20 protein-coding genes are annotated in these 25,541 nt (G+C 51.1%); 8 read left to right on the forward strand and 12 right to left on the reverse strand.

Features of this window, described 5'->3' with window-relative positions:
* Positions 1–80: 80 nt before the first annotated feature.
* Both uraA and upp read right to left on the reverse strand, forming a co-directional pair.
* A complete protein-coding gene (gene uraA / locus DRI82_RS09515) occupies positions 81–1,370 on the reverse strand; it encodes a uracil permease (protein WP_114193254.1) in 1,290 nt (429 codons plus the stop codon).
* 77 nt (positions 1,371–1,447) lie between these two features.
* Positions 1,448–2,074, reverse strand: coding sequence for a uracil phosphoribosyltransferase (gene upp / locus DRI82_RS09520; RefSeq protein WP_114193398.1), 627 nt, complete (start codon positions 2,072–2,074; stop codon positions 1,448–1,450).
* 287 nt (positions 2,075–2,361) lie between these two features.
* Here upp and purM point away from each other — a divergent pair, with 287 nt between their 5' ends.
* Both purM and purN read left to right on the forward strand, forming a co-directional pair.
* The gene (gene purM, locus DRI82_RS09525) at positions 2,362–3,399 is read left to right on the forward strand and encodes a phosphoribosylformylglycinamidine cyclo-ligase (protein ID WP_114193255.1); all 1,038 of its coding nucleotides are present in this window, start codon (positions 2,362–2,364) and stop codon (positions 3,397–3,399) included.
* Entirely contained in the window at positions 3,399–4,037 is a 639-nt protein-coding gene (purN, locus tag DRI82_RS09530; RefSeq protein WP_114193256.1) for a phosphoribosylglycinamide formyltransferase, read from the forward strand. Before purM ends, purN begins: the two co-directional genes overlap by 1 nt.
* 147 nt (positions 4,038–4,184) lie before the next feature.
* Here the strand turns inward: purN and DRI82_RS09540 are convergent, their stop codons facing one another.
* From DRI82_RS09540 to DRI82_RS09560, 5 genes are read right to left on the reverse strand one after another with little or no spacing between them, the layout of a single operon-like run.
* A complete protein-coding gene (locus DRI82_RS09540) occupies positions 4,185–5,717 on the reverse strand; it encodes an FAD-dependent oxidoreductase (protein WP_114193257.1) in 1,533 nt (510 codons plus the stop codon).
* Entirely contained in the window at positions 5,717–5,983 is a 267-nt protein-coding gene (locus DRI82_RS09545) for a SemiSWEET family sugar transporter (RefSeq protein WP_114193258.1), read from the reverse strand. The genes DRI82_RS09540 and DRI82_RS09545 overlap by 1 nt, the downstream gene beginning before the upstream one ends.
* A gap of 8 nt (positions 5,984–5,991) precedes the next feature.
* Positions 5,992–7,008 (reverse strand): Gfo/Idh/MocA family protein, encoded by a 1,017-nt coding sequence (locus DRI82_RS09550; RefSeq protein WP_114193259.1) that lies wholly within the window; start codon positions 7,006–7,008, stop codon positions 5,992–5,994.
* 2 nt (positions 7,009–7,010) lie between these two features.
* Complete coding sequence (locus tag DRI82_RS09555) at positions 7,011–7,838, reverse strand: HAD-IIB family hydrolase (protein WP_114193260.1); 828 nt, start codon at positions 7,836–7,838, stop codon at positions 7,011–7,013.
* On the reverse strand, positions 7,822–9,048 hold the full coding sequence (locus DRI82_RS09560; protein ID WP_114193261.1) for a DegT/DnrJ/EryC1/StrS family aminotransferase: 1,227 nt from the start codon (positions 9,046–9,048) through the stop codon (positions 7,822–7,824). Before DRI82_RS09560 ends, DRI82_RS09555 begins: the two co-directional genes overlap by 17 nt.
* 422 nt (positions 9,049–9,470) lie before the next feature.
* On the opposite strand from DRI82_RS09560, the gene speG reads away from it, so the two are divergent.
* Positions 9,471–10,046 carry a spermidine N1-acetyltransferase gene (gene speG, locus DRI82_RS09565; protein ID WP_114193262.1) on the forward strand — a complete coding sequence of 192 codons (576 nt, stop codon included), beginning with the start codon at positions 9,471–9,473 and terminating at the stop codon, positions 10,044–10,046.
* A 1-nt stretch (position 10,047) separates the two neighbouring features.
* Here speG and pstB read toward each other — a convergent pair whose 3' ends face one another.
* The 3 genes from pstB to DRI82_RS09580 are packed head-to-tail and all read right to left on the reverse strand — an operon-like array spanning position 10,048 to position 14,806.
* On the reverse strand, positions 10,048–10,860 hold the full coding sequence (pstB, locus tag DRI82_RS09570; protein WP_114193263.1) for a phosphate ABC transporter ATP-binding protein PstB: 813 nt from the start codon (positions 10,858–10,860) through the stop codon (positions 10,048–10,050).
* Positions 10,861–10,910: 50 nt separating this feature from the next.
* On the reverse strand, positions 10,911–12,563 hold the full coding sequence (pstA, locus tag DRI82_RS09575; protein WP_114193264.1) for a phosphate ABC transporter permease PstA: 1,653 nt from the start codon (positions 12,561–12,563) through the stop codon (positions 10,911–10,913).
* Entirely contained in the window at positions 12,560–14,806 is a 2,247-nt protein-coding gene (locus tag DRI82_RS09580) for an ABC transporter permease subunit (protein WP_170138694.1), read from the reverse strand. The genes pstA and DRI82_RS09580 overlap by 4 nt, the downstream gene beginning before the upstream one ends.
* Before the next feature lie 282 nt (positions 14,807–15,088).
* Here DRI82_RS09580 and ppk1 point away from each other — a divergent pair, with 282 nt between their 5' ends.
* Together ppk1 and ppx are read left to right on the forward strand one after the other, a co-directional pair.
* Positions 15,089–17,152: a polyphosphate kinase 1 gene (ppk1, locus tag DRI82_RS09585; RefSeq protein WP_114193265.1), complete on the forward strand. Its 2,064-nt coding sequence runs from the start codon at positions 15,089–15,091 to the stop codon at positions 17,150–17,152.
* Between the two features lie 10 nt (positions 17,153–17,162).
* Positions 17,163–18,722: an exopolyphosphatase gene (gene ppx, locus DRI82_RS09590; RefSeq protein ID WP_114193266.1), complete on the forward strand. Its 1,560-nt coding sequence runs from the start codon at positions 17,163–17,165 to the stop codon at positions 18,720–18,722.
* Positions 18,723–18,788: 66 nt separating this feature from the next.
* On the opposite strand, the gene DRI82_RS09595 is transcribed toward ppx, so the two are convergent.
* A complete protein-coding gene (locus tag DRI82_RS09595) occupies positions 18,789–19,775 on the reverse strand; it encodes a LacI family DNA-binding transcriptional regulator (RefSeq protein ID WP_114193267.1) in 987 nt (328 codons plus the stop codon).
* A gap of 266 nt (positions 19,776–20,041) precedes the next feature.
* Here DRI82_RS09595 and DRI82_RS09600 point away from each other — a divergent pair, with 266 nt between their 5' ends.
* Positions 20,042–20,938, forward strand: coding sequence for an ROK family protein (locus DRI82_RS09600; protein ID WP_114193268.1), 897 nt, complete (start codon positions 20,042–20,044; stop codon positions 20,936–20,938).
* Positions 20,939–21,012: 74 nt separating this feature from the next.
* Here the strand turns inward: DRI82_RS09600 and DRI82_RS09605 are convergent, their stop codons facing one another.
* Positions 21,013–23,283: an EAL domain-containing protein gene (locus DRI82_RS09605; protein ID WP_245956803.1), complete on the reverse strand. Its 2,271-nt coding sequence runs from the start codon at positions 23,281–23,283 to the stop codon at positions 21,013–21,015.
* 470 nt (positions 23,284–23,753) lie between these two features.
* Between DRI82_RS09605 and DRI82_RS09610 the strand changes: the two genes are divergently transcribed.
* Together DRI82_RS09610 and mgtE are read left to right on the forward strand one after the other, a co-directional pair.
* Positions 23,754–23,933 carry a YfgG family protein gene (locus DRI82_RS09610; protein ID WP_114193269.1) on the forward strand — a complete coding sequence of 60 codons (180 nt, stop codon included), beginning with the start codon at positions 23,754–23,756 and terminating at the stop codon, positions 23,931–23,933.
* A 136-nt stretch (positions 23,934–24,069) separates the two neighbouring features.
* The gene (gene mgtE, locus DRI82_RS09615) at positions 24,070–25,503 is read left to right on the forward strand and encodes a magnesium transporter (protein WP_114193270.1); all 1,434 of its coding nucleotides are present in this window, start codon (positions 24,070–24,072) and stop codon (positions 25,501–25,503) included.
* Positions 25,504–25,541 lie beyond the last annotated feature (38 nt).

Consider the following 25,541-nt stretch of genomic DNA (forward strand, 5'->3'; position numbering starts at 1 on the left):
AGAACCTGCGGTGAAGGAATCGCGGGATCCCGGTGGATCCCGCCGCATAACTGGCTGAAATAACAGCCAAGATGGGTTTATCAGTGTGAACCGTCAGTAGCATCGTCAGGATCAAGCACCTGCTCTTCGCCACGGAACATTTCGATCACTTTGAACAGCAGGCTGAGGAAAATACCGACGATCGTCGCCAGCGCCATGCCTTTCAATTCTGCTGCACCGATGTGAACTTTCGCGCCGCTGACACCAATAATCAGGATCACGGAGGTCAGGATCAGGTTCTGCGCTTTGTTGTAATCCACTTTTGATTCAATCAGTACGCGGATACCTGAAGCACCGATTACGCCGTAAAGCAGCAGCGAGACACCGCCCATGACCGGGACCGGAACAGCCTGAATGGCGGCCGCCAGCTTACCGACGCAGGAAAGAAGAATCGCCAGGATCGCCGCCCCGCCAATCACCCAGGTGCTGTACACTTTGGTGATCGCCATAACACCGATGTTTTCGCCATAGGTCGTGTTCGGTGTGGAACCAAAGAAACCGGAGATCACCGTAGACAGGCCGTTGGCAAACATTGAGCGATGCAGACCCGGATCGCGCAGCAGATCCTTTTTGACGATATTTGCGGTAACCACCAGGTGGCCCACATGTTCGGCAATAACCACCAGCGCAGCCGGAAGGATAGTGAAGATCGCGATCCACTCAAAACGCGGTGTGTAGAACGTCGGCAGGGCAAACCAATGCGCATTGGCAATCGTCGACAGGTCAACCACGCCCATAAACAGGGAAAGCGCATAACCCGCCAGCACGCCAACCAGGATCGGGATAATGGCCAGGAAACCGCGGAACAGTACGGAACCCAATATGGTCACTGACAGCGTCACCAGCGAAATAATGATGGTGGTTGAGTCAACGCTGACACCTTCCGCGGGCAGCAGACCGGCCATCCCGGCCGCCACACCCGCCAGTTCCAGACCAATCACCGCCACGATCGCCCCCATTGCCGCCGGAGGGAACATAACGTTGATCCAGCCAATACCGGCTTTTTTGACAATCAGCGCGACCAGACAGAACAACAGGCCGCAGGCGATAAAGCCACCCAGCGCCGCTTCATAGCCCATCGGCAACAGCAGCAGCACCGGTGAAATGAATGCAAAGCTGGAGCCGAGATAGGCCGGAATTTTACCTTTACATATAAACAGATAAAGCAACGTCCCTACGCCGTTGAATAACAATACCGTGGCCGGATTGATTTTAAACATGATAGGCACCAGGACGGTGGCGCCAAACATGGCAAACAGATGCTGAAAACTCAACGGTATCGTTTGCAATAACGGTGGACGTTCACTTACCCCGATGGCACGACGGGTCATCTTTTGATCCTCTTTATACGGTGTTAATTATGGGAAAAACCAAAAAAAAGCCGACTTCTCAGTCGGCTTGATGTCTGTTATTTGGTACCGAATATCTTATCGCCCGCATCGCCGAGCCCCGGCACTATGTAACCATGCTCGTTCAGGCACTGATCGATTGACGCGGTATACAGCTCAACGTCAGGATGCGCCTCTTCCAGCGCTTTAATCCCTTCAGGGGCCGCGACCAGAACCAGGACTTTAATACTGCGGCAGCCCGCTTTTTTCAGCAGATCGATCGTGGCGATCATCGAACCACCGGTCGCCAGCATCGGGTCAACCACCAGCGCCATGCGCTCTTCGATGTTGGAAACCAGCTTCTGGAAATAAGGAACCGGCTTGAGCGTCTCTTCGTCGCGGTAAACCCCTACCACGCTGATACGCGCACTTGGCACATGCTCCAAAACCCCTTCCATCATGCCCAATCCGGCACGCAGAATCGGTACAACCGTTATTTTCTTGCCTTTAATCTGTTCAATTTCAACCGACCCGCACCATCCTTCAATGGTCACCTTTTCGGTCAGCAGATCGGCGGTCGCTTCATAGGTCAGCAAACTTCCCACTTCAGAAGCCAGTTCACGAAAACGTTTTGTACTGATATCGTGCTCACGCATCAGTCCCAGCTTATGTTTTACTAGTGGGTGTTTCACCTCAACGATCTTCATCATTATTCTCCCCTACGACGGTTAACGGCCAAAAAAATCGCGAGATTATAACGCCTTTTTTTTTGAACGCCACAGACATTCACCTGATCCAGATCAACAGAATCCGTATAAGAGTATATACCTGTCATACTTCAAGTTGCAGGTGTGTTCACGCTCCCAACTTTCCCCCGCCACAGACAGACAAAAGCATGCACGTTAACAAGCCGCTCGCAAACGTTTGCCTGCGCTGTTAGAATTGCCGCGCTCCATTTTAATCACCAACCGCAAACCGCCGTGGGGACTCTGCAGTGACCGACAAAACCTCTCTCAGCTATAAAGACGCAGGTGTAGATATCGATGCCGGCAACGAACTCGTTGATCGTATCAAAGGCGTAGTGAAACAGACTCGTCGCCCGGAAGTCATGGGCGGACTGGGCGGGTTTGGTGCCCTGTGCGCGCTGCCGCAAAAATATCGTGAACCGGTGCTGGTCTCCGGCACCGACGGCGTTGGAACCAAGCTGCGTCTGGCGATGGATCTGAAGCGCCACGATACCATTGGTATCGATCTGGTGGCGATGTGTGTCAACGATCTGGTAGTGCAGGGCGCTGAGCCGCTGTTCTTCCTTGATTATTACGCCACGGGCAAACTGGATGTGGATACCGCAGCCAGCGTCATCACTGGCATTGCCGAAGGCTGCAAACAGTCTGGCTGTGCGCTGGTTGGCGGCGAAACGGCAGAAATGCCGGGGATGTATCACGGCGAAGATTATGATGTCGCCGGTTTCTGCGTGGGTGTGGTTGAGAAATCAGAAATCATCGATGGCAGTAAAGTGCAGGACGGCGATATTCTGATCGCCCTCGGTGCCAGTGGCCCGCATTCAAATGGCTACTCGCTGGTGCGCAAGATTCTGGAAGTCAGCAAAACCGATCCGGAAAATACCCAGTTGGATGGCAAATCGCTGGCCGACCATCTGCTGGCTCCGACGAAAATTTATGTGAAATCTATTCTGAGCCTGATTGAGCAACTGGATATCCACGCCATTGCCCATCTGACCGGTGGCGGTTTCTGGGAAAATATCCCACGCGTATTGCCGCAAGGCACGCAGGCCGTCATTGATGAAAGCAGTTGGCAGTGGCCTGCCGTGTTCAACTGGCTGCAACAGACGGGCAACGTCAGCCGTCATGAAATGTACCGCACCTTTAACTGCGGCGTGGGCATGGTTGTCGTTCTGCCTGCCGAATTGGCAGACAAAGCGGTTGAACTGCTGACCCAAAGCGGTGAAAAAGCCTGGAAAATTGGCAGCATCAAAGCTTCTGATTCCGAGCAGCGTGTGGTCATCAACTAATGAAGAATATTGTGGTGCTGGTATCAGGTCAGGGGAGCAATCTTCAGGCATTGATAGATGCCTGCGAACAGGGACGCATCCACGGTAAAATCAGGGCGGTGTTCAGTAACAATGCCAACGCTTACGGGCTGGAACGCGCCCGTGACGCGGGCATTGATGCCCAGTCAGTTGATGCGAAGGCTTACCCTGACCGCAACGCATTTGATGCGGCGCTGGCACAGGCCATTGATGCCTACCAACCCGATCTGCTGGTGCTGGCGGGGTACATGCGTATCCTGAGCAGCGCATTTGTACAGCACTATGCGGGCCGGATGCTGAATATCCACCCTTCGCTGCTGCCGAAGTATCCCGGCCTGCATACGCATCGTCTGGCGCTTGAGAATGGTGACAGCGAGCACGGCACGTCGGTGCATTTCGTGACCGAAGAGTTGGATGGCGGGCCGGTGATCCTACAGGCCAAGGTGCCCGTTTTTGCTGAAGACGATGAACACGATCTGATCGATCGCGTTCAGGTGCAGGAGCACAGCATTTACCCCATGGTCGTGGATTGGTTTGTTGCAGGCCGTTTGCAGATGCGTGATAACGCAGCCTGGCTGGATAATCAGCCGTTGCCAGCGCAGGGCTACGCTGCAGATTGACCTCGATGATATTCAAAGATGCCGCCATTGGGCAGGGAATGTGGTAGTTAAACCTGTAACCGTAAAAGGGGTTTACGTCGGTAATTCTGCCCGTCTGTTAAGGACTTTGTGATGGCAATGCGGGCCTGAATATACAGGCCCGCAGACTTATAAATATACCTGTGAATAGAGTAACTCAGCACTAATCACGTCTTCCGGGAGCACAGTATTTGCTGAATGATACTCTGTTTCTGTAATGTTCCCCTTTTTCAGAAGTCCGCAACGCGCTTCTTCTGGTAACCCTGCCAATAATTTCACCCGGATATCAGCAAAATTAAACATCCCGTCCATAATACCTGACTCTGGGACAGCAGGAGATCTAGCTAGAAATTCAGGCTTAACTACGCTGGTGATGAGATTCCAGTAATCCCTAAAATTTTCAGTTGGGGATGGAAGTGTACCTGAGCGGATCCCAATCCGAATAGTTTCAAGCCAGCTATCATAGAATCTCTTAACATGCAGTGATTGCATGTGCTCTTGGCACCATTTATTCATCTCTTCTCTGGGTGGCAATTCCTCCCTACCCGCAAAAACCCTCAGTACCCACTGGCTGATAATATCAAAGTAGGGAAAAGCGGCGCCGAAACCGGCCGTATCCACCGGTGGATTTATTACACTCAGCGATGGATCATCTGCCCAGAAAAAATGCTCATACAAACGTCTCCGATCCAACCGTTGTACAAATGAATAGTCAGGCATTTCATAACCCACGCAGGATATGATCACATCATAGTCAGCCACTGACGAATCAACGAACTCTGCTCGACCTTCCTTGCTGAATCTTTCAAGCTGTGGCTTAACGTTAATAAGCCCCTCGGCGATATTAGGGATGATTTTTTCGTTTACGTGAACAGCATTATTATTGGCTGTAGCAGGTAAATAGCCTGACGCGCGGTATATGCGCATGTAATCGGGAAGTATTTTATCAAGATACTCAAGAAACTCGGCGTAGGGTAGCCTGTTAAGGAGATACCGCCCAAGGTAGGAATGCATCATATCATTTGGGCCAGACTGAAAATGCCGGGGCAGGAACAAACCCAGTTTCTTCACCGACAAAGAAACTGATTGCGCGAAAGGAACCAGATCGGAAGCAATATCAGCCCCACTCACCCCACCGCCCACAACAAGTACTTTTTTTCCGCTAAATACCTCCGGACTTGAATAGTCTCTTGAGGATATGATGTTACCAGCGAATTGCTCGATTCCCGGCACCCTCATCTGACGCGACTGCCAAAGCTCACCGATGGTGATAATAACTTTATCAAAAGTCTCCTGCCGTCTGAGTGTTCCCTGCTCACTTGATATCGTCCATCCGCTATCAGTACGCGAGAGTTCTGTAATGTTTGTACTCAGGCGCGTGACATCCATGACACCTTCCGTTTCGGCCATACGTGAGAGATAATCCCCAACACAATTCACCCCCAGGAATTCATCACCGCTATCGCAAGGAAAACTAGAGTAATGGAACGTATGACGTGAATTTTGCATCCTGGCATTGCGATAGGCCCCCCCACTGTCTGGATTCCAGATCCCGCCTACTCGCTCAAGCTTTTCAAAGAGTACTACGCGAAAACCTTCTCTGAGGGCATTACGTGCCGCGATAAGTCCTGCCGGACCCGCTCCAATTATTGCCAACTTCATCAACATTTTCTCCTGCGGGTGATAAATGTCATGACCAGAACAGGAGTGGCCAGAACGAGAGTAACCAGATTCGCGGCAAGAACCGCTATGTCAGACTTCTGGAAGCCATAAACTATCCAGAAAATTACACCTATTAGAAACATGATATACATGACCACGGATATTCCCTCCGTGTTGCGAGTTCTCAACGTCTTGATACTTTGCGGTGCGAATGCAAAAGTTGTGAAAAATGCGGCGAAGAGTCCGATAAATAACGTTATATCCATAATATTCCTCAGAATGCCTCCATAACTTCTTGAATATGTAGCCCAGCGGATAGTTCAGGTAGCACGTCTGTATGACCAACCCCCTGCAATGAATGACACCAGTCTTGCAGCATGTGATAAAAAGAGTCTGACCAGTAAGGAAGCTCGCGGGGAGGATCTGATAGCTGTTTTGAATTCTCAAACGTTATTTCTTCAACACCGGGCGCGTTGAATAATGACAAGAACAGGCTGTTTTCGTTTACGGTTGAATAACGGATTTCCCCTCTGTCCAAAACAAGGCTAATGTGCAGACCCAGATGCCCTGCTTCCTCCGATTTACTTGCTCTGATACGGAAAAATGCCCCACGCTCGGATCTTCCAAATACATATCCATTGTCGTCCACTTCAACAGGCCCGTCATTCTTGGTCACAACACGCGTGCCTTTGACCACCTTGAGTTCTGCCGTACGGATGGTGTCTGCTGTGAGCGTGCAGAATAAATCAAGCAAGTGGCAGGACAAGTCACCTAGCGCGCCACTGCTTTTGTTCTGGTTGGCCGAATCACGCCAGGTGACTTGTTGACGGGTTAGCGCAGAGTTTTTATTAAACTCCGCGCAGAAGAAGTTAACCTCACCAAGTCTTCTGTTATTTATCACTTCACGTATTTTTTGCACTATCCGGTTATACCGGTAGTTGAAAGAAATAATGCTGTTATCAGGGGCGATATCTTCAAGTCGGCGGGCAGACTCGAGATCTGTGGATAGGGGCTTTTCACAGACGAACGGGATACGCTTATATTTCAGGACCTCTTCTGCCAGGCTGACATGAAGATTATTTGGGGTACAGATGATGAAGCCATCGCTACGTATCGCCAATTCGTTCAGCCCCGAGCAGAACGTTACGGGTACTGCAGACAACTCACTGAGTTGTTGCATGTTATCTTTACTAACATCGTAAAATGACAGGGCTTTTACAGATTTTATGAGCGAGAGGGCTCGAATATGCGCTCGAGCAATACCTCCGCAACCTACAATACCAATGACCATTATCAGATCCTCTCCACTATGCTCAGAATGCCGTGGCAGTATGGTTTTTCAAGGCTATGGCCGTGAATGTCGATGGCAGCCTGATCCGCATTTGCAACCAGATACGCGTGTCCTGCGCGGTTGAACATAGGGAAGTCGTTTGCACTGTCTCCAAAAGCGAAAATGGCTTCCTGAGAAATACCTATTTCTGACATAAGGAACGTAACGGCTTCATCTTTACCGCAGCAGCTCGGAATAAACTCGACGTCATAGCAGTCTGATGGATCGCCTGCGGCAGGATTACATTTAGTAAATAGTGCACGAACTTGAAACTGTCGGGCGAGAGAACCAATATATTCAAAGTCACGTACTCTCTCTTTCCGGATCCTATAATAGAAACTTATCTTGTAGGGTCCCTGATAATCATCCGGCTGTTTTTCAAGCTGAATGCTGTTTTTCCTAATAATTCTTACAATTTCGTCAACGTTTTCACGCCGATAGCCAGACTGCTCTATTCTTTTCCTCCAGGAAGAAGAAGGGACAAGTTTCCCGCCCTTGATCCAATAAAATTCAGTACCCAAACTGCAGCAAAGAAAGTTGGGGCTTCTTGATATGTACCCCTCTGCCTTACGTAATGCAGAACTCAGGTTTGTTCCGGTGATCCAGCCAAGTAAGATCCCTCTTTTTTCCCCTTCGGCACATAGGTACGCCTCAAGGGGACCTACGCCGCCAAACTGTCTATTCTCAGGAGAAAATGGGATGTAAGTTTCATCTAGATCACAGCAAACTACTGCACGAACCTCGCTTGGAAAAGGTAACTCCGGCGGTAGATTTTCAGCAGAAAAAGTCATTAAGCACCTCAATAACAATATCCTGCTCCTGAAGAGACATGTGGTTATGGAGGGGCAAATGGATTAGACAGGCATGGAAGCCTTCTGAGTGTATGAATTGTCCGTGGTCCGGATAATGCACCGCGAGATCATGACTGCCACAATGAGACAAGACTGGGTAATAAATATCCAGTTCCACATTTCTCTCCCGGGCAAATTGCAAAAGATCATCGCGTTTTTTATGTCTAAGGGACAGAGGGAAAAGGTGCCATGTATTTTCATATATTTCAACGGGAAGGGTTAATTCTTCGTTGAGATGCTGAAGCGACAAAATATACCTGGCAGCAAGAAAACAACGTTTGGTGGCATTCTTTTCAAAGTGCGTCATTTTCACCTTAAGAACAGCCGCTTGCATGTTATCCATACGGCTGTTTAGTCCCCAATCCTGAGCTTTTATGTTTTTCTTCCCTTCGGCAAAACCATGGTAAGAATATTGTCTTGCAAGACATGCAAGTTCATTCGAACGAGTCAGTACCGCGCCGGACTTACCATAAGAACCAATGTTTTTAAAGGGATTAAAACTGAGCGTCAATATATCGCAAGAATCGATAACTTTTTGTATTCCAAAACACTGTGCAGCGTCGACAATAACGGGTATATCCAACCGTCTGGATATTTTATAGATCTCCAATAAATTTCTTGCTGAACCATAGAGACAGACGGGAAGTACGGCGCGAGTTCGGGAAGTTCTCAGTCTCTCTACCTCTTCAGGCACCATATTATTGGAGTAATCGATATTTGTAAAAATTGGAGTAGCCCCGATAGCCATCACTGCATTCTCCGTCGCAGCGAAAGAATTCAAAGGTAATATCACCTCATCACCAACCCCGACACCCACTGCTTTCAGCGCTATCTTGAGTGCATCAGTTCCGCTACTGGCCGCGATTGCGGCCTCAGCGGCATAAAAATCACCAAGATATTTTTCAATTTCCGCGATAAAGGGACCACTGGTAAAATAACCTGACTCAATAACATCAGAAATAATCTGGAAGCACTCCTTACGCTCAGTGGCGGAGTTAAGTCTATTCAGAGGAAGGAATGCTATTTTCTCAGACGGTTCATACTCGCTTTCAGTTAATATAGAATCACCTATGTAGGCAAACTTTTCCATCAGTTCTGGCTCTGAACGAGCTGAAAAAATCATTTCATTAGTAGCTGAAATATCCTTCATGCTTTTCTCCTTTGGATTAGAATTAACAAAAATAACCTTAAATTATTAATTTTTCATTACCTTTAAACGTGAATTTAGTGACAAATATCGCATAAAATAATATTCATTTTAAAAATGAATATTTATGATTCATTAAGGAATATTAAATTATGTCATTTGGGTTTTAGGCGTTATATCTATATGATAATATTTAAATTAGTTATAATTGATTTAATCTTCATAATAATAAAATTAATCATCGTTTGAATATAACCAAGTGTTTTATATTATTCGACTATATAACTGCTTGTAATGCAGAAGCATTTTTTTAAACTTCCCTTCCCCGATGAAGCAGTTGCAAGCTGCCTACCTGCATCTCCAAGTACTTTGGGTATATACTATCTTTTCCATTTTTTATGTCACATACGATATAAGGACTAAATATGCCCAGTCCCAGCAGCGTCAGGTTACGTCCACTTGAGCGGGAAGACCTGCACTTTGTCCATCAGTTGGACAACAACGCCAACGTCATGCGCTATTGGTTTGAAGAACCTTATGAAGCCTTCGTCGAGCTTGCCGATCTGTATAACAAACATATCCACGATCAGAGTGAGCGGCGTTTTATCATTGAGCATGAAGGGACGAGGGTCGGGCTGGTTGAGTTGGTCGAAATTAACCATATTCATCGCCGGGCCGAGTTTCAGATCATCATCGATCCTTCCCATCAGGGGCAAGGCTATGCCAGCGCCGCCGCCAAACTGGCGATGGAATACGGCTTTTCAGTGCTCAATCTCTACAAGTTGTATCTGATCGTCGACAAAGAGAACAAAAAAGCCATCCATATCTACAGCAAGCTGGGGTTTGAAGTGGAAGGTGAATTAGTGCACGAATTTTTTGTGAACGGCGAATATCGCTCCGTTATCCGCATGTGTATTTTTCAGCCACAGTATCTGGCGAAATACAAAACCCCGACGGCAGGCGGTCACACTGAGCCAGCTATTAGCCATAGCGCCAAGTAATTCAGCCATAGCGGCCGGTAATATAATCTTCTGTGCGACGCTGACGCGGCGAGGTAAACAGCGTGTCAGTGTTGTCATACTCTATCAGCGCCCCCTCATGGATAAACGCGGTGTAATCTGACACCCGCGCGGCCTGCTGCATGTTATGCGTTACAAGCAGCACGGTATAATGCTGTTTCAACTCGCTGATCAGTTCTTCGATGGTCAGCGTCGAAATCGGATCCAGCGCCGACGTGGGTTCATCCAGCAACAACACTTCTGGCTCAATCGCAATCGCGCGGGCAATGACCAGTCGCTGCTGCTGGCCGCTTGACAGTTTCAGGGCATTGTCACGCAACCGATCCTTGACCTCATGCCATAGCGCAGCGGCTCGCAGCGCCCGTTCGACCGCTTCATCCAGCATCCGACGTTCGCTGATGCCTTGCAGTCGCAGGCCGTAGACCACATTCTCATAAATGGATTTTGGGAAAGGATTGGGACGTTGGAAAACCATGCCGATGCGTCGGCGCAGTGCCGCGACATCAATGCTGTTCCCGGTGATCGACTCACCGTTCAGCCGCAGATTTCCGTCAATCCGGCAGGTGTCCACCAGATCGTTCATACGGTTAAAGCAGCGCAATAACGTCGACTTCCCGCATCCCGAGGGACCAATCAGCGCCGTCACCCGATGGCGAGGGATGCGCATGGTGATATCAAACAGCGCCTGCTTGTCACCATAGAACAGACTCAGCCCTTCGGTCTCAAGCGCCGTGTCAGCTTCCGGCAGTTGATGCACATTCAACTGTGGCCGTTTATCCTGTGTCATTAATCCCATCAAAACACCCTGAACATTGGTAGTGAGACGCGCAATAGAAAATAGCGTGGTTATATGCCCAGTGAACGGTATTTTTCACGCAGCGAATGGCGAATGCCCATGGCGGCCAGATTCAGTCCAACGACGATTATCACCAGCAGCAGCGCGGTCGCATAGACCAAAGGCCGCGCGGCCTCGACATTCGGACTCTGAAAAGCCATGTCATAGATCTGGAAACTGAGGTGCATGAATTTCCGCTCCAGATGTAAATACGGGAAAATACCGTCAACCGGCAAGACCGGCGCAGACTTGACCACCCCAACCAGCATCAGTGGAGCCGTTTCACCCGCAGCCCGCGCAACAGCCAGAATCAGCCCGGTCATCATGCCCGGTGCCGCCATCGGCAACACAATGCGCCACAGCGTCTCTGATTTACTGGCACCGAGCGCCAGCGAACCGTGGCGCAGCGACAGCGGAATACGTGACAGCCCCTCTTCGGTGGACACGATCACCACCGGCAGCGTCAATAGCGCCAGCGTCAGTGCCGCCCACAGCACACCCGGTGTACCGAACGTGGGATCCGGCAAGGCTTCAGGATAGAGCAATCGGTCCAGCGAGCCGCCCACCAGATAGACAAAAAATCCCAAGCCAAATACGCCATATACTATCGACGGTACGCCTGCCAGATTCACCACGGAGATGCGGATCAGTCGGGTCAGCCAGTTGTTTTTCGCGTACTCATGCAGATAGACGGCCGCAATGACGCCCAATGGCATCACCATCACTGACATCAGGATCACCATCAGCACAGTACCAAAAATGGCCGGAAATACCCCACCCTCAGTATTCGAGGCGCGTGGGTTCTCAGTGACGAATTGCTTGACCTGATTCGCCCAGTGCCGCCATTTTTGCCCCAGCGTCATGGCGTTGGGATACCAGGCTTCACGCACGTCGCTCAGCGCAATGGTGTGAACTTGCCCCTTCATGTCCCGTAGCAACAGCGCGTCGCGGCTGAGATCCTCCAGCACACTGTCGCGTCTGGCGGTCATCTGGCTGAATTGCCGTTCCAGCTCAATACGCTCGGCCCGAATCCGCGCCTCTGCCCGGGCGTTGAACTGCCCGTCCAATTGCAGTTTTCGCTCTTCCAGACGCAGCGCGTCAAATTGCTCGTTCAGCTCTGCCATCTGTTGATGCTGAATTCTGTGCGCCAGATTGGCTAGCGTGCGGTTTTCCGGAATCCGCCGCAGTAGCGCTTGCGCAAGATTTTCCGCCACCAGCGGCTGGCCATTTTCCAACATCCCCACCAGATAACCGTAGGCGGTGCCGTTGTTCAATCGCTCGATGACCAAGAGATCTTTTGGCGCACTTTTCTGCTGGACATCGCTTGCCAGCAGGGTAATAAAATCTCGCTGTTGTAATTCGCGGTTACCGATTTTTATCAGGTAGCGGTCGATAGTGGCTGGCGGATTGTCGGGCAAAAGCACGCCCGCTTCCCGCAATTGCTGAAGTGGAATTGCCTCTTGCCGATACAGTTCGCCAATCACCGTGGCAGCCCCGGCGGCGGGCTGATTCAATGTGAATTGGTAAACCGGCGACGGCCAGAAATAGCGCATCCCCTGACTGGCAAGCAGCAACAAAATTCCGGCCAGAGCCAGTAAACTCACGGCCACTGAACCCGCCGTCAGCCATATCCAGGGGGAGCCCGACTTTATCCAGCGTCTCATAATTCCCCCTGCTGCTGGCTGTAACGCGCACGCAATCGCTGGCGCACAACTTCAGCCAACGTATTGAGCACGAACGTAAAGATAAACAGCACCAACGCCGTCAGCATCAATACCCGGTAATGACCGCTGCCCGCCACCGCTTCCGGCATTTCAATGGCGATATTGGCTGCCAGCGCGCGCAGCCCCTGAAACAGGCTGCCATCGACAATCGGCGTATTGCCAGTTGCCATCAGCACAATCATGGTTTCCCCCACCGCCCGGCCAAAACCAATCATCAGCGCTGAAAATATTCCGGCGCTGGCACAGGGCAATATCACCCGCACCATGGTTTGCCACTGCGTTGCCCCCAACGCCAGTGAGCCCTGGCTGAGAGCCGGGGGGACGCTGAACAGCGCATCTTCAGACAGCGTAAAAATAATCGGTATCAGCGCAAATCCCATGGCGATCCCAACCAGCAACGCATTGCGTTGATCGTAATCGGCGCCCAGCCAGATATGTAAAGGCTCGCCAAGCACTGCCTGTTCGATCCAGGAACCGAGATAAAACGTTAGCCACACCGTCAATAGCAGCACAGGCAGCAGCAACACGACTTCCCAGCCCGCGCTGCGCATGCGGCGGGTTATTGACGCCCTGGCACAGATTGCACTGCACAACAGCGTTACGCCTGCCAGCAACCAGGGCAGCAGCAGAAAACCGCTGAGATACCGTTCCAACACCGGCGCCAGCCAGACCCCGGCAATCAAGCCAATCACCACGGTCGGTAATGCGCCCATCACCTCGACAGCCGGTTTTACCACCCGCCGCAATCCTGGGGACATAAACCAGGCGGTATAGATCGCGCCGGCCAACGCCAACGGCGCGGCGAAAAGCATGGCGCAAAATGCCGCTTTCAGCGTGCCGTAAATCACCGGAATCAGGCTCAGCTTCGCCTGATAATTATCGCTACCTGAGGTGGATTGCCAGACAAACTCCGGCTGGGGATAGTTTTCGTACCAGACTTTCTGCCACAGGGTGCGCCAACTGATATCCGGATAGAGATTGGTGACGTGATACCAATGCAAACCCTGCGCATTCTCCAGCAGTAAACCGTCGCCATGCGGGGCGAAGGCCATATTCGTGACGCCGGGAACCAGGGTTTTATTCAGCAACGGAGTGGGTTGCAGACTGGAATCCAGGGAGAAATGGCCGTTTGCCGACAGAGAAGCAAATACCCGGCGCGCAGTTTCCGTCGCCAGCAGGGATGGCCCACCTTCTGCGTGCTCAAGGTAACGGATACGCTGCAAATGGCGTTGCTGATGGTTCGCCACATCAAACCATTGGCTGATTCTGCCGTCTGCTTCCTGCACCAACAGTGAATTTCCGCCGCTCAGCAGCGCCAGTGAATGAGGAGGCTCTTTGCCGAGGGTGACTCGCTCACGCAGGCTGATGCGGGTATTGCCTGGCTGGTCGTTATGCAGCCCATCGTGCTGCGCTAAGTTTTGCGCTACGTTCTGCGCTATGTTTTGCACTGGGTCTTGAACTACATAGACTGACAGGATATTACCATTCAGCAGATAGATCGTTTTGCCATCCGGCGTCAGTAACAACCGATCAGGGCGTTCCGCCAGCGGTTCATCAACGAGGTAAATCGGGGATTGCAATGGCTCAAGGTAGGTCACAATCAGTCGGTTATCGTCAGTCACGGCAGCCAGTATTACTTTGTTTTCTGTCGGTTCAGCCAGTGCGAGGTGAGTCAGCGCATGTCCATAACGATCGAAAACCAAGGGCTGGTCGCCAAATGGGAACTGCCAGCCGGGCTGTGCGGAGGTTTGCTTGATGAGCGGGATATCTGGCCGCACCAGAACGCCTTGGCCATTGGCCTGTCCCAGCGCATACAGTGGATTGCGTCCGGCACTTACCGCCAGCAGGGTAGGCCGGATAGCCAGTCGCGCCGCGATCGGCGGTTTTCCCGTCGCCAACGGGAGAAACTCCCCTACGCCGTCACTCCCAATGCGATAGGCGAATTGCTGATCGGCATCCAGACCCACAGCCAGCGCAGGAGCACTGCGGGCGATCGGTAATTGCGCATGAAGCGAGACCGACACCGGGCGAAAAAGCGGCCAGACGCTATAGAGTAAATAGAAAAAAATCAGCATCAGAGTCATCAGCACCAGCAGTCCGCTACTGGTTACGGCGAAGCGAACCAGACGGTCAATCCGTGCCCGGCGGCGATCGCGATGCTGTTGGCTAAGGGTTATCTGCACTGGGTTCTCTGACCAAAAGGAAAATAATCGCACACCGCAATTTTGGCAGCTACGCTTCACTTATACACTGACTAACCGCGCATCTTATGTCAGTTTTTTGAACAATGCATGACAAACTTAACCTCTGAGATCTGTTGGACTTTCTTGTCAATCTCTCGCAATAATGTTTGTGGACACTAGGCGCCTATTTCTACTACTCCCCCGGAAGAGATCTTTCCCAGTAGGCGCAACAAGCTAAGAAGCCTAGCGGGACAGGCTCCAGGCTTAATGATTGGAGTGACAATGGGTCAGGAAAAGCTCTACATAGATAAAGAACTCAGTTGGTTATCTTTTAATGAACGGGTACTGCAAGAGGCCGCAGACAAGAGCAATCCCCTGATCGAGCGGATGCGCTTCCTCGGTATTTATTCCAATAACCTGGACGAGTTCTACAAAGTTCGCTTTGCTGATTTAAAGCGGCGCATCCTGATTAGCGAGGAGCAAGGCTCACTCGGCGCATCACGACATCTGCTGAAAAAGATTCAGGCAAAAGTTCTGAAAACCGATCAGGAATTTGACAGCCTCTACAATGACTTATTGCTGGAAATGGCGCGCAACCAGATTTTCCTGATCAACGAGCGTCAGGTATCTGAAAACCAGCAACAGTGGTTACGCCACTACTTCAGACACCATTTGCGCCAATTTATCACGCCGATCCTCATCAACCATGAGACCAATCTGGTGCAGTTCCTGAAGGATGACTACACCTATCTGGCGGTGGAGATCATTCGCGGTGAACAAATTGATTACTCGCTGCTGGAGATTCCGTCGGACAAAGTACCGCGCTTTGTCAATCTGCCGCCGGAAGCGCCTCGTCGTCGCAAGCCAATGATTCTATTGGATAACATTTTGCGTAATTGTCTGGATGATATTTTCAAGGGCTTCTTCGATTACGACACGTTGAATGCCTATTCCATGAAAATGACCCGCGACGCAGAATACGATCTGGTCACAGAAATGGAATCCAGTCTGCTGGAGCTGATGTCTTCCAGTCTGAAGCAGCGACTGACCGCAGAACCGGTGCGTTTCGTCTATCAACGCGATATGCCCGACGAAATGGTGGAACTGCTACGCAGTAAGCTGGGGATTTCCAACTACGATTCCGTCATCGCCGGTGGACGTTACCATAATTTCAAGGATTTCATCAGCTTCCCGAATGTGGGTAAAGCCAATATGGTTAACCGGCCTCTGCCACGCCTGCGCCATACCTGGTTTGATAAATTCCGCAACGGCTTTGATGCCATTCGTGAGCATGATGTCCTGCTCTATTACCCATATCACACGTTTGAGCACGTACTCGAACTGCTCAGGCAGGCTTCGTTCGACCCCAGCGTGTTGGCGATTAAAATCAACATCTACCGCGTGGCGAAAGACTCGCGGATTATTGAATCAATGATTCATGCCGCCCATAACGGCAAGAAAGTGACGGTGGTGGTCGAACTCCAGGCGCGTTTTGATGAAGAGGCCAATATTCACTGGGCCAAGCGGCTCACCGAAGCGGGTGTTCACGTTATTTTCTCCGCGCCCGGCCTGAAGATACACGCCAAGCTGTTTTTGATCTCCCGTCGTGAAGGGGATGAAATTATCCGTTATGCCCATATCGGCACCGGCAACTTCAATGAAAAAACGGCAAGACTCTATACTGACTATTCGCTGATCACTGCGGATTCCCGCATCACGAATGAAGTCCGGCGGGTATTTAATTTCATCGAAAACCCGTATCGTCCGGTCACCTTTGAACATTTGATGGTGTCACCACAAAACTCCCGCAAAATGCTGTACGCACTGATCGATCAGGAGATCGCCAATGCGCAGGCGGGTGAAAGCGGCGGTATTACATTGAAGATCAATAACCTGGTTGATAAAGGTCTGGTGGATCGCCTTTACGCCGCCTCCGGCGTGGGCGTCAAAATCCGTCTTCTGGTGCGCGGTATGTGTACGTTGGTACCGAATCTGCCTGGCGTCAGTGAAAATATTCAGGTCACCAGCATCATCGACCGTTACCTTGAACACGATCGGGTCTATATTTTTGAAAACGGCGGTGATACCCGGGTTTACCTGTCGTCGGCAGATTGGATGACGCGCAATATCGATTACCGCATCGAAGTCGCTGTCGCCATACTCGACCCAACGTTGAAACAGCGGATCCTGGATATCATCGAGATCCTGCTAAGTGACACGGTAAAAGCCAGATATCTCGACAGTGAGCTGAGCAATCGGTATGTTCCGCGCGGTAATCGCCGCAAAGTCCGTGCACAGCTAGCGATTTATAATTATTTAAAGACCCTGGAACAGCCAGAACAGTAGGCCAGACACTATGCCGCTAAACAGTCCTACCAACAGTAACAGTAAGCCACAGGAAATTGCCGCCATTGATCTTGGCTCAAACAGTTTCCATATGGTCATTGCCCGCGTCGTTAACGGTGCGCTACAGGTATTGGGTCGTCTGAAACAACGGGTGCACCTCGCCGATGGGTTAGACAGCCACAGCGTATTGAGCGAAGAATCGATGGAACGGGGTCTGGCTTGTCTGGCACTCTTCGCTGAACGTCTGCAAGGCTTCTCGCCCGAGAACGTCACTATCGTTGGCACACACTCCTTGCGTGAAGCCGTCAATGCGGAGGATTTTCTCAAGCGTGCGGCGAAAGTGATCCCCTACCCGATCGAGATTATTTCGGGTCAGGAAGAAGCGCGCCTGATTTTTATGGGCGTAGAACATACCCAACCCGAAAAAGGCCGCAAGCTGGTGATCGATATCGGTGGGGGCTCTACCGAATTGGTGATTGGAGAGGACTTCGAACCGCTGCTGGCTGAGAGCCGACGCATGGGATGCGTCAGTTTCGGCCAGATCTTTTTCCCGCAGGGCGACATCTCCCCGGCTAATTTCCGCCGGGCGCGAATGGCTGCCGTGCAAAAGCTGGAGACGCTGGTCTGGCAATACCGTATTCAGGGCTGGCAATATGCGTTGGGTGCGTCGGGAACGATCAAGGCGGCTCATGAAGTGCTGGTCGAGATGGGGGAGAAGGATGGCCTGATCACCCCCGAACGTCTGGAGATGCTGGTCGAGCAGGTGCTGCAATACAAACATTTCAGTGCGCTGAGCCTGCCGGGTCTTTCCGAGGATCGCCAATCGGTATTTGTGCCGGGACTGGCAATTCTCTGCGGCGTATTCGATGCACTGGCCATCAAGGAACTGCGTTTATCCGACGGTGCGTTGCGCGAAGGCGTGCTCTATGAAATGGAAGGCCGTTTCCGCCATCAGGATATCCGCATCCGTACCGCACGCAGTCTGGCCGATCACTATAATATCGATCGCGAACAGGCTCGCCGCGTATTGGAGACCACGGAGCAACTCTACGCCCAGTGGCTGGCGCAAAATCCCAAACTGGTTCAGCCACAGCTCGAAGCATTATTGCAGTGGGCGGCGATGCTGCATGAAGTCGGGTTAAGTATCAACCACACGGGCATGCATCGGCACTCCGCCTACATTCTGCAAAATACCAATCTGCCCGGCTTCACCCAGGAACAACAGATCCTGTTAGCGACGCTGGTTCGTTTCCATCGCAAAGGCATCAAGCTGGAAGAACTGCCGCGCCTGAATCTGTTCAGGAAAAAATATTACCTGCCTCTGGTCCAACTGCTAAGGCTGGGTACGTTGCTGAATAATCAGCGCCAGTCAACCACCACGCCGGAGAGCCTGCGCCTGATTACCGATGACAATCACTGGACGCTGCGGTTTCCACACGGTTATCTGGTGCAGAACACGTTGGTACAGTTGGATTTCGAACGCGAGCAAGCCTATTGGCAAGATGTAACCGGCTGGAAATTGATTCTCGACGAAGAACCGGAAGAGGTCATACCTAAAAAGGCGTCATAAGGGTTCTGATCAGAAAAACGGCCTCGCTGTTCATCGCAGGGAAGGCCGTTTTTGTTTGCCGCTATTTTATCTGACGTTGCCGAGACTGCTCTCCCTGACCTTCAGCGTCACCGGAATCTGTTGCTGGCTCAGGGCCAGCTCGGGGTCGAGCAGCAATGCAATTCCCCGTCGTCCAAGCTCTGCCTTGTCAATTGCCAGCGTCGTTAGCGCAGGCCGGACCTGCGACGCGGCATCAATATCATCAAACCCGACAATGGCGATCTCTTCCGGCACCCGGATACCCGCTTCGCGACAGAGGCGCAGCGCAATCATGGCCGCCGAATCGTTGTAGGCAAAAATCGCGTCGGGTGGCGACGGCAACGCCAGAAGTTGCTTCACAGCCAGCGTCAATCCCTCCTCGGTGCTCATCACCGACGGTGCAATAACTTCCAACGCCGGATCGTTCAGCATCCGGGCTTCGAAGAGCGCCTGCCGATAACCTTTTTCACGTTCACGAATACTGAAATGCGCCAGCGAACTGGCCAGAAACGCGATCCGTTTGCGCCCCCCGTCAATCAGGTGGCGGGTTGCCAGATAACCACCCTGCACGTTGTCAGGATTCACGCTGGCAATGCCGGGCACCCATAAATCGGCCAGCGCCAGAGGTTTGCCGCTACTCTTTAGCAATGCCAAAAGTTCAGGCTCGAAGAATCCGGCACAAAGAAAGGCATCCGGTTCATGGAGTTTGATTTGCTCTTCAATGGCGTCCGTTGGCCCCAGCGCCAGAAAGCTGAGAGCGATACCGCGTTCGCGGCACAGGCTTTCCGCTCCCAGCAGTACCGCCGAATAAAAAGGCAGGGCCAGCGCGATATTGTGTTGCCGATGCAACAGAAACAGAATGCGTTTAATCGGCTCATTCCGTAAACGGCCAAAATCGTAACCCAGCGCATTCGCGACCGCGACAACACGCTGCCGGGTCTCCTCTTTCAGCCCGCCCTGCCCTTTGAGCGCGCGGGAAACCGCTCCCACCGAAACCCCTGCCTGCCGGGCAATATCACGAATTCTTACTGCCATGAGCCCATCCTTTTTACTCTCTCTGGCGGCATTATTACGGTTTCTGTCAGCCAGTGATAGGACGGCGTGTTTATTAAACATTTTAATGCGAGCGTTATCATAAATTTCTTGGGTTAAAAGACAGGATGATGCCGCTCTCACTTTTGCCCGTAATTTGTTTACTAAACAAAATTTCCGCCGTATCTTAATGGCGAGGCTATTTTTTTGAAAAGAAGTTTTTTCTGACAAGCTATTTTTTCTGATAAGAAACGTGAAAAGGACAGACTATGTTGCGTTTGGGATTGGACATCGGCGGCACAAAGATTGAAGCAGTGGTTTTGACCGAACAAGGAGAGTTACTGCATAAACAGCGTACAGCAACGCAGAAAGAGAGTTATGCGCAGTTCGTTGACGATGTCACGCAAATCATCAGCCAGATCCGCGCCCGCTTTGCGTCGCCCATGTCGGTCGGTATTTGCCTCCCTGGCAGCGTTTCCCCGCTCACTGGTTTAATAAAAAATTCGAATATTCTGGTATTGAATGGCGAGCCTTTACCGCAGGATCTGCACGACCGGCTTGGGCAGCCCGTTACCCTTTCCAATGATGGCAACTGTTTTGCCTTGTCAGAAGCCGTAGACGGTGCCGGGAAAGATCACGATATCGTTTTTGGTGTCATTCTGGGAACAGGGTGCGGTGGCGGCCTGGCTATCGGTAAGCGGATGATTGCTGGCAATAATGGCAATGCTGGCGAGTGCGGTCACAATCCCCTGCCCGGCTATGATGAGAAAAAAGACGGCGCACCGGCACGCTGCTACTGCGGCCAGATCAATTGCGTGGAATCCTTTGTTTCCGGCACCGGATTAAGTGAGCGCTATTTGCTGCGCACTGGCGAACGACTGAAGGCCAATGACATTGTCGCGTTGGCCGAACAGGGTCATCCAGCGGCCAGTGCCCAGTTTGAACTCTATCTGGATCAACTCGCTCGCTCGCTGGCCTCGATCGTCAACCATATCGACCCCGGTGCAATTGTATTGGGTGGTGGGATGTCGAATATTCAGGCGATATATCAAACCATTGAACAGCGGGTTGCCAATTATGTCTTCACCGATCGGTTTACGACCCGTATTGTTCAGGCCCAGCACGGCGACAGCAGTGGCGTTCGCGGTGCGGCCTGGCTCGGTTAGCGCTTTTGATCAATGAGCATTTCCGATCGCCTGGCACTGCTGATCAATTAGTACTGCCGTTCAGTTAGTTAGCATTATAACGAAACATCATCAGACCCAACGATCGGCGGCTTGACCTCAGTCCTGGCAGATAACAGCGTCGCCAGAGGCTGGGGTTTACCAATCAGATAGCCCTGCATGTAATCCACGCCTTGCAATTTCAGGGCTTCGCGCTGCTCCTCGTATTCAACATATTCGGCAACGATCGATAAATGCTTCAATCGCGCGACCTGACAAATGGAACGTACAATCTGCGCGTCAATCGGGTTAGTCAGCATATTACGCACGAAACTGCCGTCGATTTTAACGATATCCGCCTGAATCTCCTTCAGCCGACTATAGCTGGCGTAGCCCGTACCAAAATCATCAATAGCAATACGGCAGCCCAGATTACGCAGCTCGATCAGGGCTATTTCGGCATATTTAATATTATGCAGCAGGTGTGACTCGGTTACTTCGAACACCAATTGGAATGGCTCGACCTCATGCTCCTGCAGCAACTGATGCACCAGATGGCTGAAACCCGGACGGCACAGTGAAGACGGCGACAGATTGACGGCAAACCGACATCCCGGCAGTGTGTCGCGATTCTGCTGCATAAACTTGAGGGTGTGGGTCAAGACCCAGAGATCGAGTTGATAGGCCAGACCAAACTCGTGCACGACAGGCAAGAAACTGTTCGGTGAGAGCAGATTACCGTTGCTGTCTGGCATCCGCAGTAAAATTTCATGATAACTATCACCACGGATGCCTTGAATCGGTTGCGCCATCAAGACAAAGTTATCGCCATCCAATGCACTCTGGATGCGGTGCAGCATGGAAACTTTGGCTTTGATCTCCGACTGCACATGGCTATTCACCTGCAATGTGGATTCGGGACGACCGCTGGTCAATGAAATCTCGGCAATAGTGCTCAATTCGCCCAACAACATATGCAGATGCATCACTGGCGGCAATACCATGCACCATGAAAAACCGAACTGTGGATGAATCGGGAATCCATTCCAAATCATGCGAAACGATTGGGTGATCTTATAAAGCTCATTAACCCGCTCTTCGGCTTGGTCACACTCAATGCGCAGCACCAGATCGTAGCCCGGCAAGTGGTAGATATCCTCAGTGCCCCCCAGATGGTGGCGTAGTGTCGAAGCCAATCGCTGTTTGAACTCGATACGCCACTGCATGCCGTAATTACGACTCAACATATCCAGTTCAGGAATGCGAATGAAGCAGATAATCGAACGCGGATAGTGGGCCAAATCCCGCTGCAAGGCCCGCAGATTTGGCAGAACCAATACCGGATCGAGTAACGACGCCTTGCTGGTTTTTTCACTCAAGTCGCGCTGGCGGCTGGTCACCGTTGCCAGCAGGTAGATACACAGGGTGAACACCAGAAGCAGCGAAGTAATAAACACCAGATTGTGCTCAAGATTCGACCACTCAACGAATTCCTGATAGTTGTAGAACAAGACGAGCAGCGTCACGCCCCAGGTCAGGCAAACCAGGTGATAACTAAAGCGCATCGCCCCGTAAAGCATCAGCGGCAACAATAACGTAAGCGTGTAATCGCTGAGCAGGATATTCGCCGTATCCGGATCTTGTCTGGGCCACGACAGCAAGACAACAAACAGAATCAGCAGTGAAAACCACAACCGGATTTCATTCTTTGTAACGTTGGGTGCCATGTCCCGTTTCATGCGCTGCAACAAGACGATCGCAAAATGTGGCTGGCGAATAATACGCAAGATGTAGTAGAAGAGCTGCATTGAAGACATGCAACCGATCAATACTGCCTGATAGTTAATCAGTGCGGGCAGATTGAATGACTGGTCAACGCTGACACCCACTTCGTTGGGCAACAGTCCCAGCCCGATGACCAGTTGCAGCAACAGTATGAAAAAGGTCCCCATCAATCCTACCAGCCATATCAACCGTGGCTTGACCATCTTCATTAAGCCGATGGATACCGACCAGCGGTTCTGCGTGTAAGCACGGTATCCCATCCAGCAGACGCTGAGGGTAAAGAGATAGATAAGCGTCACGATAACGCCGGTTTCCGGCCCATTTTTATCTACATAGCGGATCAACAGCGCGGTGGTAATCCCAGGGAATGCACGCCAATCGTAGACCATGAGCAATGCCACGCAGGCAGCCAACGGCAGATAGATGAAATAGGTGCGTCCTTGTTCCAACATGACGGATGGCGAAAGCCATGACGACAATGGAATCATGATCAGGCCGCAAATCATCGGCAATCCCCACCAGTAGGTAGCGAAGGTACGCCAGGTGTTTTTTCTCATCATCATGAATTATCGTTACTATCAATATAAAGGTGAACTCGCTGCGCGAGAACAAAAGGTTGGCAATGCGGTCACGCTTGGAGCAACCAAACATAACTGACAGACGGGTAATTATTATCACCACGCCTAAAATCAAATGGGAAGAGGATTCTATTTGGATAAAGAATAAACAATTTGATCAATATCAATAAACGTAACACTAAACATTAGTTAGTCAAATACCAAGACGACACTTATTCACCAAACTTTAATTCAATACCCTATCCTGGTTAATCATTAAACGAAAAGTAAATGGAGAGGGCATCGTGATAGACAGCCCAACCGAGGGGTCTATAGAATCCCCACAGTCGCACGACGCCAAGGTTTCTCAGCGGGGGGTATACCGATAACGTATTGACGGATAAAAAGCATTATGCATTAATCGAATAATCTGATGGGACAATATTCAAAAGGAAACTGGGTAAGCAGATACCACTATGCGCAGAAAAACCAACATCCAAATGACCAAGATTGTACTGGTGATTAGCTTTATCATTTTATTTGGACGGATGATCTATGCAGGCGTGGGTGCTATTTTCCACCATCAGGACAAACAGAAAAACCAAATAGAACAACCTGTTGCGCCGGCTGCAACAACGAAGAAACTCCCTGATTGATCCCCGGCATTGACTCTCCTGCAAATGATGGCGTCTCTGACGAAGCAAAACGCCGTCTCTAACTTGTTCTATCTTATAAAAGCCAGCCCTAAGAACCTGTACGTGACTTACTGTTTGAACACCTAAGGGATACTTCATGTCTGCCGTAAAACATAACACTAAAGAACTGGCCGAGATCCGCAGCAAAATTCTCCTTCTTTTGTTGAATAACAAAATGTTAATCGACGGTATTTTGGGGAGACAGATCGGTAATGAGCACATTAGCAACAGCGAGTTACTGAATCAGACGGCAGAGATAAAAACGTTACTCGATGATTTACACGCAGCCGATCTCGCCGATTTACTGGAAGCCCTGCCGCGCGATGAACGTCTGGCACTTTGGCGACTGGTTGGCAATAACACCCGCGGCAAAGCACTGGCCGAAGTCTCAGAAACGGTGTGGGACAGCCTGATCGAAGAGATGAGCGACCGCGATCTGTTGCGGGCAATGGCCTCGCTGGACGTTGATGAACAGGTGTATCTGGCCGAATATCTGCCCCGAGACCTGATGGGCCGCGTGTTGACCTCTCTTGACCCCAACAAACGCGCCCAAGTGCGGGAAGTGATGACGTTCGGCAAGGATTGCGTTGGCCGCATCATGGATTTCGAGTTGATCACCATCCGTCCCGATGTGTCGTTGAAAACGGTGCAGCGCTATCTGCGCAAAAAGAAAATGGTACCCGATGCCACTGACAAATTGTTTGTTACCGATCGAAAGAACAAACTGCTCGGTGAACTGCCGCTGACGTCTATTCTATTGAATCAACCCTCGTCGCTGGTCTCTGAGGTGATGGATAACGATCCGGTGACGTTTTTGCCGGACGAAAAAGCCGAAGATGCCGCCAGTGCGTTTGAGCGCTACGACCTGATTACCGCGCCGGTGGTCGATGAAAAAGGCAAGTTGATGGGCCGCCTGACCATCGAGGAAATTTTCGATGTCGTCAATGAAGAGAGCGAGTCCAGTCTGCGCCGGATGGGCGGCCTCAGTCCTGAAGAAGATGTTTTTTCGCCGGTAACCAAAGCGGTGCGCAACCGCTGGGCATGGTTGGCAATCAATCTGTGTACAGCATTCATTGCTTCACGGGTTATCGGACTGTTTGAACACACGATCTCGCAACTGGTTGCCCTCGCCGCCTTGATGCCGATTGTTGCTGGCATTGGCGGCAATACCGGTAACCAGACGATCACCATGATCGTGCGCGCGCTGGCCCTGCATCATATCCAGATGGGAAACCTGTCGTTTCTGATGATGAGGGAGTTGGGTGTCGCCTTTATCAACGGCATTGTCTGGGGAGGGCTGATGGGGATAGTCACCTGGTTGCTGTATGGCGATTGGGCGATGGGTGGCGTAATGACTCTGGCAATGATTCTCAACTTGCTGGTGGCCGCGGTCATGGGGGTTATTATACCGATGACCATGTTACGCCTTGGCCGCGACCCCGCCATTGGTTCCAGCGTAATGATTACGGCAATCACCGATACCGGTGGTTTTTTTATTTTTTTAGGTTTGGCGACTATTTTTTTAATGTAACGATCAATGGACAGGTACCAGACGATCCACGGGCCACT

Source organism: Edaphovirga cremea, assembly GCF_003332275.1.
Lineage (GTDB): Bacteria > Pseudomonadota > Gammaproteobacteria > Enterobacterales > Enterobacteriaceae > Edaphovirga > Edaphovirga cremea.

Excerpts from the sequence above, each read along its gene's own strand:
- uraA (WP_114193254.1), bottom strand. The coding sequence starts at position 1,370 with ATGACCCGTCGTGCCATCGGGGTAAGTGAACGTCCACCGTTATTGCAA.
- upp (WP_114193398.1), bottom strand. The coding sequence starts at position 2,074 with ATGAAGATCGTTGAGGTGAAACACCCACTAGTAAAACATAAGCTGGGA.
- purN (WP_114193256.1), top strand. The coding sequence starts at position 3,399 with ATGAAGAATATTGTGGTGCTGGTATCAGGTCAGGGGAGCAATCTTCAG.
- DRI82_RS09540 (WP_114193257.1), bottom strand. The coding sequence starts at position 5,717 with ATGAAGTTGGCAATAATTGGAGCGGGTCCGGCAGGACTTATCGCGGCA.
- DRI82_RS09545 (WP_114193258.1), bottom strand. The coding sequence starts at position 5,983 with ATGGATATAACGTTATTTATCGGACTCTTCGCCGCATTTTTCACAACT.
- DRI82_RS09550 (WP_114193259.1), bottom strand. The coding sequence starts at position 7,008 with ATGGTCATTGGTATTGTAGGTTGCGGAGGTATTGCTCGAGCGCATATT.
- DRI82_RS09555 (WP_114193260.1), bottom strand. The coding sequence starts at position 7,838 with ATGACTTTTTCTGCTGAAAATCTACCGCCGGAGTTACCTTTTCCAAGC.
- DRI82_RS09560 (WP_114193261.1), bottom strand. The coding sequence starts at position 9,048 with ATGAAGGATATTTCAGCTACTAATGAAATGATTTTTTCAGCTCGTTCA.
- speG (WP_114193262.1), top strand. The coding sequence starts at position 9,471 with ATGCCCAGTCCCAGCAGCGTCAGGTTACGTCCACTTGAGCGGGAAGAC.
- pstB (WP_114193263.1), bottom strand. The coding sequence starts at position 10,860 with ATGGGATTAATGACACAGGATAAACGGCCACAGTTGAATGTGCATCAA.
- pstA (WP_114193264.1), bottom strand. The coding sequence starts at position 12,563 with ATGAGACGCTGGATAAAGTCGGGCTCCCCCTGGATATGGCTGACGGCG.
- ppk1 (WP_114193265.1), top strand. The coding sequence starts at position 15,089 with ATGGGTCAGGAAAAGCTCTACATAGATAAAGAACTCAGTTGGTTATCT.
- ppx (WP_114193266.1), top strand. The coding sequence starts at position 17,163 with ATGCCGCTAAACAGTCCTACCAACAGTAACAGTAAGCCACAGGAAATT.
- DRI82_RS09595 (WP_114193267.1), bottom strand. The coding sequence starts at position 19,775 with ATGGCAGTAAGAATTCGTGATATTGCCCGGCAGGCAGGGGTTTCGGTG.
- DRI82_RS09600 (WP_114193268.1), top strand. The coding sequence starts at position 20,042 with ATGTTGCGTTTGGGATTGGACATCGGCGGCACAAAGATTGAAGCAGTG.
- DRI82_RS09605 (WP_245956803.1), bottom strand. The coding sequence starts at position 23,283 with ATGATGATGAGAAAAAACACCTGGCGTACCTTCGCTACCTACTGGTGG.
- DRI82_RS09610 (WP_114193269.1), top strand. The coding sequence starts at position 23,754 with ATGCGCAGAAAAACCAACATCCAAATGACCAAGATTGTACTGGTGATT.
- mgtE (WP_114193270.1), top strand. The coding sequence starts at position 24,070 with ATGTCTGCCGTAAAACATAACACTAAAGAACTGGCCGAGATCCGCAGC.